Origin of the sequence: Pseudazoarcus pumilus, from assembly GCF_002872475.1 — a bacterium.
GTDB lineage: Bacteria > Pseudomonadota > Gammaproteobacteria > Burkholderiales > Rhodocyclaceae > Pseudazoarcus > Pseudazoarcus pumilus.
Window position 1 is genome coordinate 2710758 of sequence record NZ_CP025682.1, and the last position, 11885, is coordinate 2722642.

Genomic DNA, 11885 nt, shown 5'->3' on the forward strand with positions numbered 1-11885 from the left:
AGAGGACTTTCGATGAAACTGCGCAACCGCATCGCTCTCGCCGCCATCGCCGGAACGCTGGCCGCGCCGCTGTCCCTCGCCCACGAGGTGTGGCTGCTGCCCTCCTCCACGGTGTTGTCCAACACCGGCTACGTCACCGTGGACGGCGCGGTGTCGAACGACACCTTCCACTTCAACTACCGTCCGCTGCGCATCACCGACAACCTCGTCATCACCGCGCCGGACGGCAGCGAAGTGATGCCCGAAAACCTGCAGCCGGGACGACTGCGTACCGTGTTCGACGCCCACCTGGAGCAATCCGGCACCTATCGCCTGGCGGTGATCAATGCCGGGGTGATGGCGATGTGGAAGGAAGGTGACGAGCGCAAGCGCTGGCGCGGCCCGCGTGCCGACTTCGCCGCCAGCGTACCGGCCGACGCGCACGAGCTGAGCGTGCGCGAGACGGCCGGGCGCATCGAGACCTTCGTCACGGTCGGCAGCCCGACCGACATCCGGCCCAGCGGCGAAGGACTCGAGATGCTGCCGGTCACGCATCCGAACGACCTGTATGCAGGCGAGGCCGCCACCTTCATGTTCGCGCTCGACGGCCAGCCCGCAGCCGGGGTCAGGCTTGCCATCCTGCCGGGCGGCGCACGCTATCGCGACGCGCTCGACAGGACCGAACTGGTCACCGATGCGCACGGCCGCGTCACCGTCACCTGGCCGGCTCCGGGCATGTACTACCTGAGCGCCTCGATCACCGACACCGCCGCCTCGCTGGGCGGCGCCGACCGTCGCGCTTCCTATACCGTCACACTGGAAGTGCTGCCGCAGTGAACTTCGATTCAAGGAGAACCGACATGAAGAACATCCTCGCACTGACCACCGTCGCCATCGCCCTCACCCTCAGCCCTGCCGCCTTCGCAGACGAAAAGGTGCCCGAGCGCGTCGCGCACTACCAGGGCAAGCAGGCGGCCGACCTGGACGAGGCGCTGACCCTGCTGCGCGAGACCAACGCCGAACTCAGGGAACTGCTCGCCGGCAAGGTCGGCGAATACGACATGCACGACATCCACAGCCTGAGCTACACGCTGGAGGAGGCGCTGGCCGACGTGCGCGAGGCGCTGGCGGTGGCCGCGGACGACCTGGAATCGATGCACTTCTACAGCGAGGGGCTCAAGCGCGACGAAGTCATCGAATACGGCAACGCCTATCTCGACACCGTCGGGCGCATCGTCAAATAAGACGCGCTCAGTCCGCCTCGCGTTCGCCGTCGAGCCAGCGATACAGCGTGCGCCGTCCGATGCCGAGCAGCGCGGCGGCGCGGCGGCGGTTGCCGCCGACCTCGTCGAGCACACGACGCACGTAGCGCTTCTGCACCTCGTCGAGGGTGGGCAGCACCGCGCCGTCGAGCAGACCGCCGTCGCCGCGCGGGACGGAATCCGTCGACGCTGCCGGCGCCGCGTCGCTGGCCAGACGCGCCGGCAGGTCGGCGACCTCGACGCGCTCGCCAGCCGCGAAGGCCACGGCGCGCTCGACCACGTTCTGCAGTTCGCGCACGTTGCCGGGGAACGGATACGCCGCCAGGCGCGCCAGCGCCTCGGGCGAGAAGCCGCGCACCGGCTTGTTCTGCGCCGCAGCGCAGCGCGCCAGGATGCGCTGCGCGAGCAGTTCGACATCGTCGCCGCGCGCGCGCAGCGGCGGCACGTCGATGGCGAAGGTCTCCAGCCGGTAGTACAGGTCCTCGCGGAAGTCGCCGTCGGCGACGCGTTGCGCCAGGTCGCGATGAGTCGCGGCGACGATGCGCACGTCCACCTGTTCCTCGGTGTCCTGTCCCACCGGGCGGATCGATCCGTCCTGCAGCGCGCGCAGCATCTTGGCCTGCAGCGCCAGCGGCATCTCGCCGATCTCGTCGAGCAGCAGCGTGCCGCCGTGCGCCTGCTGGAGCAGGCCGCGGCGCGCGACGCGCGCGCCGGTGAATGCACCCGAGGCGTGGCCGAAGAACTCGCTCTCCATCAGCTCCTGCGGCACGCCCGCGCAGTTGACGGCGAGGAAGGGCCCGTCGGCGCGCTCGCTCTCGGCGTGAATGGCGCGCGCCACCAGTTCCTTGCCGGTGCCGCTCTCGCCATTGATCAGCACCGGGCCGTGCGCGCGCGCGACCACGCCGATGTGATCGAACAGCGTGCGCATCGCCGCGCTGCGCCCGAACAGGCCGTGAAAATCGTCACCGGCACCGGACAGGCGGCGGAACTGCGCGACCTCGTCGCGCAGGCGGCGCGTCTCGAGCACGCGCTCCACACAGATGTGGAAATGGTCCAGATCCAGGGGCTTGGTGAGGAAATCGTCGGCGCCGGCCTGCAAGGCCTCGACCGCCTGACGCACGCTGCCGAAGGCGGTCACGACGATGATCGCCGGACGCGCCTCGGCGCCGGCCAGTTCATGCACCAGTTCCATGCCGTTGCCGTCGGGCAGGCGCAAGTCGGTGACCACCAGCGCGGGGCGGTGATCGGCCAGCCAGTGGCGCGCACCGGACAGTTCGGCGAAGGCCGCGACGCGCGCGCCGTCGGCCTCGAGTTCGTCGACCAGCAGTCGCGACAGTGCGGCATCGTCCTCGACCACCAGGATCAGCGCGCGCTCAGGCATCGGTGGCCTCCCGTCCGTGATCGCGCGGCAGATGCAGTTCGAAGCGCGCCCCGCCGGCGGGCGAAGCGCTCACGCGCGCTTCGCCGCCATGCTCGCGCACCACGCGCTGCACGATGGCCAGCCCCAGGCCGGTGCCCTCGCCCGGCGTCTTGGTCGTGAAGAAGGGTTCGAAGATGCACGCGCGCTCGGCCTCGGGCACGCCCGGCCCATCGTCGTCGACCACGATCACGACGCGCCCGCCCTGTTCGCGCCAGGTGATCGAGACCTCGCCGCCAGGCCGCGCCTGGCGCGCGTTGCGCACCAGGTTCACCAGCGCCTGCTCGAGCCCCAACGCGTCGCCACGCACACGCGCATCGGGGCCACCTTCAATGCGCGGCGTCGGCCCCTCGTCGGCACACAGCGCGGTGGCACGCTCGACCAGCGCGCCGACGTCGAGCTGCCGATGTTCTGCGCGCGAACCGCGCGCGAAGGCCAGCAACTGCTCGATGATCGAGGTCATGCGGGCGACCTGCTCGCGGATCTCGCGCAACTCGGTCGCACCCTCGCCGTCGGTCGCCACGCGCAGCAGACGACGTGCCCGGCCGTCGACGACCGACAGCGGCGCACCCAGCTCATGGGCGACGCCGGCCGAGAGCTGACCGAGTGCCGCCAGCGTCTCGCTGCGCCGCAGCTGCGCCTCGATGCGCGCGTTCTCGGTGCGCTGGCGTTCGGCCTGTGCCTCGGCGTCGCGGATCGCATCGAGCATCTCGTTGAGGCGACGGGCAAGCTGGCGCAGTTCCCGCGGCCCCTGCTCCTCGGCACGGTGTTCGCGCTCGCCGCGCTCGACGCGCTGCATGCTGCCCACCAGTTGCGCCAGCGGCCGCCCGATGGCGCGCTGATGCCCCATCGACAGCGCGACGAGGATGAGCAGCGCGGCAAACGCGAATCCCACCCAGGTGCCGACCGTCAGGCGCGTGATCGCCTGATCGAAGTCGCTGCGCAAGCGCGTGACCTGGAGCAGACCGTCGGGCTGGCCGATCTCGTCGAACAACGGCAGAAAGAACGAGTACACATTCTGCCCGCGGATGTTCTCGTATTGCTCGAACTGCCCCTCGCGCGAGAGCTTGAGCGCGTCACCCGCCTGCGCGCGTGTCGGGCGCTCGCGCCCGAAACTGACCAGCCGCCGCCCCTCACCGTCGAACAGGTAGGCGCCATAGACCTCGCCCATGCTGAACACCGAGGCGAGGTTGCTCTGCAACTGTTCCAGATCATTGCGCGCGAGCGCCTGCATCACCGGCAGGTGGATGGCGCGAGCGACCAGTTGCAGATCGCGCTGCATGCGGTTCTCGACGAACTGTCCGAGGGCCGTCAGCGAGATCGCGAGGATCGCCGCGAGGATCGCCAGCACGGGCAACGCGACCTGTAGCGCAAGCACGCTGCGCAGGCTGCCCGGCAGTACCGGAATCTTCATCGCAATGACTCATGACTGAGTTGGCACATGCGCCAAAATGACACACCAAACAATGCCCGGTCAAATCGGCAATACACCTAAAGAATCGATCGGAGTAGCGTCATGCCATTGTTTTCAATGACCATTCTTGCCGGCGCTGAAAACTGGCACGATCCTCGCACTTGGTCAGGCGCAACCCATAGAAAAGGAGGTTTCATGAAGAAGCAACTTACTCCCCTGATGTTCGCCCTGATGCTCGCCTTTGGCGCCTCGACGGCGATGGCTCAAGGCGCTCCGCAGCAGGGCAACGCCGGGGCACCGCCGGCAGCTCAACCCGCTCCGGCGCAGACGAGCTTCTCCGACGAGGAGATCCAGAAGTTCGCCGACGTCCAGCCCGCGATCGAATCGATCCGCTCGGAGTACTCGGAGCGTCTGCAGGAGGTCTCCGACCCGCAGCAGGCCGCGACGCTGCAGAACGAAGCCGTCGAGAAGATGGTCGAGTCGGTCAACGAGGAAGGCCTCGAAGTGGAGACCTACAACAGCATCGCCATCGCGCTGCAGTCCGACACCGAACTGCGCGAGCGTGTCGAGAGCATGATGAACTGATCTCCACAAGGCTTGCAGGCGGCCGCGGCCGCCTTGTCCGACGGACGCGCAACGCGGCACGCTTGTGTCGCTTGCGCGTCCGTTTTGCGTGGCGGCGGGGCAAGGCGCCAACCGCCACCAGGCGTTCAGCGTGCGGCGCGCCGCTCCAGCATTTCACGACGCATGGCGCGCACTTCCTCGGGCCAGCGGCTCTGAATGTATGCCAGGACGGCGCGGATTTCGTCGTCGGAGAGGACATCGCCGTAGGCCGGCATGTCGCTCTGGTAGCTCTCGGGCGCGAGTGGCGGCACGAGGCCGTCGTGCACCATCGCGAACAGTTCCTCGTCGGAGTGGTGCCAGGTGTGGCCGCTGGCGTCGTGCGGCGGCGCGGGCAGGCGGCCGTCGGCGCGGCGCTGGCGCCAGTCCGCCTGACCCTGGAGCTTGTCGCCATGGCAGACGGCGCAGTGCTCCATGTAGACCTCCTCGCCGATGGCGAGCTTGGCCGGATTGCGCGGATCGATGCCGTCGTCGGGCCAGCGCTCGCCGCAGGCCGAGAGTACGAGGGCAAGGCCGGCGAGAACCGCACGGCCACGAACAGGACGATCACTCATTACATACCCGCAATGGATGAATCGGAATCAGTGGCGAGCATACACCTTCGTTCCGCCCTTGCCATCGAAGCCGATCACCTCGTAGCGCTGCGGCGGATACGGCCCTTCCATGCCGGGCGAGCCTTGCGGCATGCCGGGTACGGCGAGCCCCGCCAATGCAGGCTTCTCGTCGAGCAGGCGACGCACGTCGTCGGCCGGAACATGCCCCTCAATGACGTAACCGCCGACCGTCGCCGTGTGGCAAGAGCCCAGTGCCCGCGGCACGCCGGCTTCGCTCTTGACCAGCCCCATCTCCTGCGTGGCGACTTCGCGTACGGCAAATCCATGCTCGCGCATGTGTGTAGCCCACGCGCCACAGCAACCGCAGTTCGGGTCCTTGTAGACGACGAGTTCCTCGCCGGCAGCCAGCACAGGGCCGGTCAGCAGCACACCGACGAGCGCAAACGCAGCGAGAGGCAACGGGATCGTGAATTTCATTTTCTTTCCTCCGGATGGTCATGGAGCCGTAACGACGGCTTTCGGTTCCGTCTGCGCGCGAGACAGATGCAGTGTGAAGCGGGTCAGGCCATCGACGGATTCGACTTCGATGCGACCCCCATGCGCCTCGACGATGGAACGCGTGATCGCCAGGCCCAGCCCGGCGCCCTCGCCGTGGCGCTCGCGCTCGCCCTCGATGCGGTGGAAACGCTCGAACAGGTTGGCGACGCGATCGGGCGCGATGTCCTCGCCCGCGTTGGCGACCGACAGCCGCACGTGGCGTGCATCGGACGCGATCACGATGTCGATGCAGCTTTCGCTGCGCGCGTGGCGCAAGGCGTTCGACAGCAGATTGGATAGCGCGCGGCGCAGCATCAGCCGATCACCGGTCACGCTGGCCGCTCCGCTCACCCGGATCGCCACGCCACGCTCCTCGGCCAGCGCCTCGTAGAACTCGGCGAGCGCCTGCGCCTCGTCCGCCAGCGCCACCGCCTCGGCGGCGCGCGGCAGGCGGCGCTGATCGGCCTTGGCGAGGAACAGCATGTCCGAGATCATGCGCGCCATGCGTTCGAACTCCTCCAGATTGGAGTGCAGCGTGTCGCGATACTCTTCGGCGCTGCGCGCGCGCGTGAGCGCCACCTCGGTGGCCGTCATCAGGTTGGACACGGGCGTGCGCAACTCGTGGGCGATGTCGGCCGAGTACGCATCGAGACGACGGAACGCCTCTTCGAGGCGATCGAGCATGCCGTTGAAGGCCTCGACCAGCGCCTGCACCTCGGCCGGTGCGTCGTGCAGCGACAGGCGTTCGTCCAGACGTGCGGCCGACAGCCCGCTCGCAGTCGCCGTGATGCGACGCAGCGGCGCCAGACCGCGCCGCGCGGCGAACCAGCCGAGCGCGGCCGCGGCCAGCGCCGCCAGCGAGATCGCCAGCCACAGACGGTTGCGCACCATGTCGAGAAAGTGCGTGTGATGCGTGATGTCGAGCGCGATCAGCGCCTCCACCCGGCGCGGCGCGGCCAACGGCACATCGAAGAGCGCGTCGCGCGCAATGTATTCATGGTCGTCGTGACGCCAGCGCCGCAAGCCGCCTTCGTCCGCCACCGGCGGCATGTGGTCGAACACCCCGGCGCGCAGCGCATACAGCGGCGTACCGTCGGCTCCATGGATGCGTGCCGCGACCATCTCGTGTCCGACCAGGACGTCATCGAGCCGGGCGGCGAGCGCGTCGAAGCGTTCCTCGGAATCGGTGCGCGAAAGCAGGTTGCGCACCGCAGCGACATGCGCGCCCAGATCGTGGCGGTCGAGATCATCGAAATGCAGTGCGACGGCGCGCTCGATGACGAAGCCGACCATCGCCAGCACCAGCGCCGCGAACAGCGCAAAAACCCACGCAATGCGCGCGGTCAGCGACAGGCGCGGCTTCATGCGGTCGCGTCCGCATCGAGCACGTAGCCCATGCCGCGCACGGTGCGGATCAGCTTGGGCTCGAAGGGGTCGTCCACCTTGGCGCGCAGACGCCGCACCGCGACCTCGATGACGTTGGTGTCGCTGTCGAAATTCATGTCCCACACCTGAGAGGCAATCAGCGAACGCGGCAGCACTTCGCCCTGACGTCGCAACAGCAACTCGAGCAGCGCGAACTCCTTGGCGGTCAGGTCGATGCGGCAACCACCGCGCAGCACGCGACGGCGCAGCAAATCCAGTTCCAGATCGGCCGCGCGCAACACTTCGGGTTCCTTGGCTCTCCCGCGTCGCAGCAAGGTGCGCACGCGCGCGAGCAGTTCGGAGAACGCGAAGGGCTTGACGAGATAGTCGTCCGCACCCAGCTCCAGCCCGCGCACGCGGTCCTCGACCTGATCGCGCGCGGTCAGGAACAGCACCGGCAATTCACGCCCGCCGCGGCGCAATGTCTCGAGCACGCCCCAGCCGTCGAGCCGCGGCAGCATCACGTCGAGCACGATCAGGTCGTACTCGGCGGTGGTCGCCGCATGCAGGCCGTCCAGGCCGTCGCGCACCAGATCGACGACGAAGCCGGCTTCGGTCAGCCCCTGGCGCAGATAGTCGCCGGTCTTGGGTTCATCCTCGACGATCAGGATCTTCATCGCCCCTGCCTTTCGCGTTTCGAAGGCATTGTGCCAGCCTCACGGCGGCGTCCGCGAAGCTGACGAAGATGTAATCCGCCGGTCAGGCGGCCGACCGGGAAAGCGCGCTCGCCAGTTCGCCACGCGCCTGGCGGATCACCGCCAGCCCGGACGTGATCGCGAGCCCCGCGATCAGCGCCGCTACGAGCAGATCCGGCCAGTGGCTGCCGGTGCCGAACACGCCGACCGCCGCCAGCAGCACGGCGACGTTGCCGATCGCGTCGTTGCGGCTGCACAGCCAGACCGAACGCATGTCGGCGTCACCGTCGCGATAGGCGTACAGCAACAGGGCGACGCCGGCGTTGGCGGCCAACGCGAGTACCGCGATCGCGCCCATCGTGAACGCCTCGGGAGGCACGCCATTGAGCGCTGCCCACACCGTCTTGCCGATGACGAATACACCGAAGGTCGCCATCGTCGCGCCCTTGATCAGCGCCGCGCGCGAACGCCAGGCCAGCCCCATCGACAGCACGGCCAGCGAAATGCCGTAGTTGGCGGCGTCACCGCCGAAATCGACCGCGTCTGCGAGCAGCGATACCGACCCGGAGCGCAAGCCTCCGACGATCTCCACCACGAACATGACCGCATTGACGACCAGCGCGATCCACAGCGCGCGACGAAAGCGCGGGCTCACCGCCGTGCGGGTGCCACATCCGGCATCACAGCATCCGGCCATCGGGAACTCCTTGTGGGATTTGCGAGCCTGCAGTACACACCCTGCAATCGTTGCAGGGTCAACCCGGAGGACTTCCATGCGCATCGGCGAACTCGCGCACGCGACCGGCATCTCGGTCGAATCGGTGCGTCACTACGAACGCCTCGGCCTCCTGCCGCGCCCCGAACGCAGTGACGCCGGCCAGCGCCGCTACGGGCCGCAACACCTGCAGCGGCTGGCCTTCGTGCGTCACTGCCGCTCGCTCGACATCGCGCTGGCCGACATCGCCCGCCTGCTCGAATTCGTCGACCGGCCCGAAGCGGACTGCGGCGACATCGACCGTCTTGTCGACACGCAACTGAGCCGCGTTCGAACGCGCATCGAAGCGCTGCGCCGCCTCGAGGCCCAGCTCGAGACGCTGCGCGGCTGCTGCGGCACCCACCGCAGCGCGGCCGAATGCGGCATCCTGCGCGAGCTGTTCAGCGCGGCCGGACGCAACGAGGAAAACTGACGAAATTGTAATCTTCGCGTCAGGCCCGGGTCGGTGGGGGCTTGCAACAATGCAGCAGCGGTCGGGAGTACACGGCCGCATGCATTCACCCCACAGGAGACCCGCATGACGAGGACACGGATGCTCGTGGCCGCGCTCGCCGCCGCACTCGGTGCGGCGGCCCACGCCGCCCCGCCCTACGATCCGGCCGCAGCGGTGCCGCCGCCGCGCATCGCGCCGCTGCCGGGACCGGCCAGTGATCTGCCCGCACTGGGTGCCGACGACTGGCGCGAGGCCAACGATCGCGTCGGCGCGATGCCACGCGGCCACATGGACGTGCTGCGCTGGGAAGCGCGCAACCTGCCGCAGACCGAAGCGGCCGACGTACCGCCCGGCGAAGCGCTCACGCCGGGCACCGCAGTACGCATGGCGCTGGCCGCGCGTCCCGATCTGGCCACCACCACGGCGACCAGCGAGCTCGACCGCCGGCATGCCGACGCGGCGACACGCGAACTGGCGCGTGACGTGTATCGCGCCTGGATCGGTGCAGTCGTGGCTCAGACTGCACTGGCCGAAGCCACACGCGCTTTCGAGGCGGTCGACACCGGCGACGAGCTGGCCACGCGCATGACGCGTACCGGCACCTGGAGCCAGGACCGCCTGCTGCGCTCGCGCCTGGCGCGTGCCGACGCGCTGGCCGCACTGGTCGACGCCCGCACCGACGCGAACGTGGCGCGTGCGAAACTGGCGAGCCTGCTCGGCCTGTGGGGCGAGGCGGCGGATACGCTGCGCCTGCCCGACGCCCTGCCGGCACTGCCCGACGCGCCCCCGGCCTTCGACGGACTCGAGACCCGTGCGCTGCAAAACCACCCCGAACTGCCACTGGCCGCGCGCGAGGCGCGCTGGGCCGAACGCGGCATGCCGGAACGCTCGCTTCAGGTCTGGCGCGAGGCCGTGACAGCGGAACTGCCGGCCGCCGACACCGGGCTCGACACACTGCCCGCGCGCGCACCGATGGTCGACCTGCGCCGCCTGTCGGTCGGCCACGAGGCCGCTGCCGCTGCGCGCGACATCGCCACGGCCGAGCAGCTCGCCGTGCGCATTCGCAACGACGTGCGCGCCGCGTGGCTGGCCAGCCACGACGCCTGGACCCTCGCCCGCGAGGCGCAGGCGCGCGTTGTGCCGCTCACCGACGCGCTGCAGGACGAAACCCTGCTGCGCTACAACGGCATGCTCGCCAGCACCTGGGAGGTGCTCGACGGAGCGGCGGCGCAGGCCATGGCACGCACCGCCGCACATGACGCGCTGGGCCGCTTCTGGCTCGCGCACACCGAACTGCAGAACGTGCTGGCCGGCGGCGAGTACGCCGGCCCCGAGTCCGGCGGCAGCAGTGCCGCTTCTGGAAATACGGGAGGCCACTGAACATGGATCGACGCAAATTTCTCAGCAGCGCCGCCTTCGGCGCCGTCGCCACCACTGCGGTCGGCAAGTCGGCGCTGGCGCGTCTGCCCGAGCCGGAAATCCAGACTTCCGCCGCCACCGCGCCGCCGCGCATGCCCGACAGCGGCCGCCCCTACAACCCGGTCGTCACGCTCAACGGCTGGACCGCGCCATGGCGCATGAACAACGGCGTGAAGGAATTCCATCTGGTCGCCGAGCCGGTCGAGCGCGAGATCGCGCCCGGCATGGTCGCGCGCCTGTGGGGCTATAACGGCCAGAGCCCCGGCCCGACCATCGAGGTGGTGGAAGGCGACCGCGTGCGCATCTTCGTCACCAACAAGTTGCCCGAGCACACCTCGATTCACTGGCACGGCCAGCGCCTGCCCAACGGCATGGACGGCGTGGCGGGGCTCAACCAGCGTGCGATTCCGGTCGGCAAGACCTATGTTTACGAGTTCGTCGCGCGCCGGCCCGGCACCTTCATGTACCACCCGCACGCCGACGAGATGGTGCAGATGGCGATGGGCATGATGGGCTTCTGGGTCACACACCCGAAGGAGGCGCATCCGGCGATCAACGAGGTCGACCGCGACTTCTGCTTTTTGCTGGGCGCCTACGACATCGACCCGGGCAGCGTCGTGCCCAAGGTCAACACCATGACCGACTTCAATCTGTGGACCTTCAACAGCCGCGCCTTCCCCGGCATCGACAGCCTCAACGTGCGCCACAACGACCGCGTGCGCATCCGGGTCGGCAACCTGACCATGACCAACCACCCGGTGCACCTGCACGGCCACGAGTTCGAGGTCACCGGCACCGACGGCGGCCCCACCCCGCCGGGCTCGCGCTGGCCCGAGGTCACCACCGACATCGCCGTGGGTCAGATGCGTCAGATCGAGTTCATCGCCGACGAGGAAGGCGACTGGGCCTTCCACTGCCACAAGAGCCACCACACGATGAACCCGATGGGTCACGACGTACCGACCATGATCGGCATCGACCACCGCGGGCTGGTCGGACGCATCCAGCGCGCCGCACCCGACTACATGCTGATGGGCGAGCGCGGCATGGCCGACATGGGCGAGATGCAGATGCTGCTGCCCGAGCAGACGCTGCCGATGATGACCGGCACCGGCCCGTGGGGCCCGGTCGAGATGGGCGGCATGTTCACCATGCTCAAGGTGCGTGCCAATCAGCAGCCGGGCGACTACTCCGACCCGGGCTGGTACGCCCAGCCGGCCGGCACGCAGGCCTTCGAGTGGACCGGCGAGTTGCCCGAGCCGGCGCGCTTCAAGGCCGAACGCGAGGCCGGCAGCACACCGGTGAAAGTCGAGATGCGGGTTCGCAAGCCACAGGGCGGCGGCCACGCCGGCCACCACTGACACGCAAGCCCAACGCCCGGCCGCGCAAGCGGTCGGGTCTCCTCAGGAGAGAT

General features: G+C 68.9%; 13 protein-coding genes. 6 read left to right on the forward strand and 7 right to left on the reverse strand.

Translation table 11 applies throughout. The annotated features are described in order from the left end of the window. Nucleotides 1-12 precede the first annotated feature (12 nt). Together C0099_RS13190 and C0099_RS13195 are read left to right on the forward strand one after the other, a co-directional pair. A complete protein-coding gene (locus C0099_RS13190; RefSeq protein ID WP_102247844.1) occupies nt 13-816 on the forward strand; it encodes a DUF4198 domain-containing protein in 804 nt (267 codons plus the stop codon). 23 nt (nt 817-839) lie between these two features. Further along, nucleotides 840-1223: a DUF6746 family protein gene (locus tag C0099_RS13195; protein ID WP_102247845.1), complete on the forward strand. Its 384-nt coding sequence runs from the start codon at nt 840-842 to the stop codon at nt 1221-1223. A gap of 7 nt (nt 1224-1230) precedes the next feature. Here C0099_RS13195 and C0099_RS13200 read toward each other — a convergent pair whose 3' ends face one another. Beyond that, the gene (locus tag C0099_RS13200; protein ID WP_102247846.1) at nt 1231-2622 is read right to left on the reverse strand and encodes a sigma-54-dependent transcriptional regulator; all 1392 of its coding nucleotides are present in this window, start codon (nt 2620-2622) and stop codon (nt 1231-1233) included. Beyond that, nucleotides 2615-4072 (reverse strand): sensor histidine kinase, encoded by a 1458-nt coding sequence (locus C0099_RS13205; protein WP_102247847.1) that lies wholly within the window; start codon nt 4070-4072, stop codon nt 2615-2617. Before C0099_RS13205 ends, C0099_RS13200 begins: the two co-directional genes overlap by 8 nt. A gap of 195 nt (nt 4073-4267) precedes the next feature. Here C0099_RS13205 and C0099_RS13210 point away from each other — a divergent pair, with 195 nt between their 5' ends. Beyond that, nucleotides 4268-4657 carry a DUF4168 domain-containing protein gene (locus tag C0099_RS13210; protein ID WP_102247848.1) on the forward strand — a complete coding sequence of 130 codons (390 nt, stop codon included), beginning with the start codon at nt 4268-4270 and terminating at the stop codon, nt 4655-4657. A 125-nt stretch (nt 4658-4782) separates the two neighbouring features. Here C0099_RS13210 and C0099_RS13215 read toward each other — a convergent pair whose 3' ends face one another. The 5 genes from C0099_RS13215 to C0099_RS13235 form a co-directional block, all read right to left on the reverse strand. Further along, a complete protein-coding gene (locus C0099_RS13215; protein ID WP_102247849.1) occupies nt 4783-5247 on the reverse strand; it encodes a c-type cytochrome in 465 nt (154 codons plus the stop codon). Between the two features lie 27 nt (nt 5248-5274). Beyond that, complete coding sequence (locus tag C0099_RS13220; protein ID WP_102247850.1) at nt 5275-5724, reverse strand: DUF411 domain-containing protein; 450 nt, start codon at nt 5722-5724, stop codon at nt 5275-5277. A gap of 18 nt (nt 5725-5742) precedes the next feature. Next, nucleotides 5743-7149, reverse strand: a complete 1407-nt coding sequence (locus C0099_RS13225; RefSeq protein ID WP_102247851.1) for a heavy metal sensor histidine kinase — start codon at nt 7147-7149, stop codon at nt 5743-5745. Then, complete coding sequence (locus tag C0099_RS13230; RefSeq protein ID WP_102247852.1) at nt 7146-7826, reverse strand: heavy metal response regulator transcription factor; 681 nt, start codon at nt 7824-7826, stop codon at nt 7146-7148. The genes C0099_RS13225 and C0099_RS13230 overlap by 4 nt, the downstream gene beginning before the upstream one ends. Nucleotides 7827-7908: 82 nt before the next feature. Continuing rightward, entirely contained in the window at nt 7909-8541 is a 633-nt protein-coding gene (locus tag C0099_RS13235) for a cation transporter (protein WP_102247853.1), read from the reverse strand. 76 nt (nt 8542-8617) lie between these two features. Between C0099_RS13235 and C0099_RS13240 the strand changes: the two genes are divergently transcribed. The 3 genes from C0099_RS13240 (at nt 8618) to C0099_RS13250 (ending at nt 11832) form a co-directional block, all read left to right on the forward strand. Beyond that, on the forward strand, nt 8618-9031 hold the full coding sequence (locus C0099_RS13240) for a Cd(II)/Pb(II)-responsive transcriptional regulator (RefSeq protein ID WP_102247854.1): 414 nt from the start codon (nt 8618-8620) through the stop codon (nt 9029-9031). Nucleotides 9032-9136: 105 nt separating this feature from the next. Continuing rightward, on the forward strand, nt 9137-10432 hold the full coding sequence (locus C0099_RS13245) for a TolC family protein (protein WP_102247855.1): 1296 nt from the start codon (nt 9137-9139) through the stop codon (nt 10430-10432). A 2-nt stretch (nt 10433-10434) separates the two neighbouring features. Then, entirely contained in the window at nt 10435-11832 is a 1398-nt protein-coding gene (locus tag C0099_RS13250) for a multicopper oxidase family protein (protein WP_102247856.1), read from the forward strand. Nucleotides 11833-11885: the final 53 nt, after the last annotated feature.

Excerpts from the sequence above, each read along its gene's own strand:
- C0099_RS13230 (WP_102247852.1), bottom strand. The coding sequence starts at position 7,826 with ATGAAGATCCTGATCGTCGAGGATGAACCCAAGACCGGCGACTATCTG.
- C0099_RS13250 (WP_102247856.1), top strand. The coding sequence starts at position 10,435 with ATGGATCGACGCAAATTTCTCAGCAGCGCCGCCTTCGGCGCCGTCGCC.
- C0099_RS13215 (WP_102247849.1), bottom strand. The coding sequence starts at position 5,247 with ATGAGTGATCGTCCTGTTCGTGGCCGTGCGGTTCTCGCCGGCCTTGCC.
- C0099_RS13190 (WP_102247844.1), top strand. The coding sequence starts at position 13 with ATGAAACTGCGCAACCGCATCGCTCTCGCCGCCATCGCCGGAACGCTG.
- C0099_RS13220 (WP_102247850.1), bottom strand. The coding sequence starts at position 5,724 with ATGAAATTCACGATCCCGTTGCCTCTCGCTGCGTTTGCGCTCGTCGGT.
- C0099_RS13205 (WP_102247847.1), bottom strand. The coding sequence starts at position 4,072 with ATGAAGATTCCGGTACTGCCGGGCAGCCTGCGCAGCGTGCTTGCGCTA.
- C0099_RS13195 (WP_102247845.1), top strand. The coding sequence starts at position 840 with ATGAAGAACATCCTCGCACTGACCACCGTCGCCATCGCCCTCACCCTC.
- C0099_RS13235 (WP_102247853.1), bottom strand. The coding sequence starts at position 8,541 with ATGGCCGGATGCTGTGATGCCGGATGTGGCACCCGCACGGCGGTGAGC.
- C0099_RS13225 (WP_102247851.1), bottom strand. The coding sequence starts at position 7,149 with ATGAAGCCGCGCCTGTCGCTGACCGCGCGCATTGCGTGGGTTTTTGCG.
- C0099_RS13210 (WP_102247848.1), top strand. The coding sequence starts at position 4,268 with ATGAAGAAGCAACTTACTCCCCTGATGTTCGCCCTGATGCTCGCCTTT.
- C0099_RS13245 (WP_102247855.1), top strand. The coding sequence starts at position 9,137 with ATGACGAGGACACGGATGCTCGTGGCCGCGCTCGCCGCCGCACTCGGT.
- C0099_RS13200 (WP_102247846.1), bottom strand. The coding sequence starts at position 2,622 with ATGCCTGAGCGCGCGCTGATCCTGGTGGTCGAGGACGATGCCGCACTG.
- C0099_RS13240 (WP_102247854.1), top strand. The coding sequence starts at position 8,618 with ATGCGCATCGGCGAACTCGCGCACGCGACCGGCATCTCGGTCGAATCG.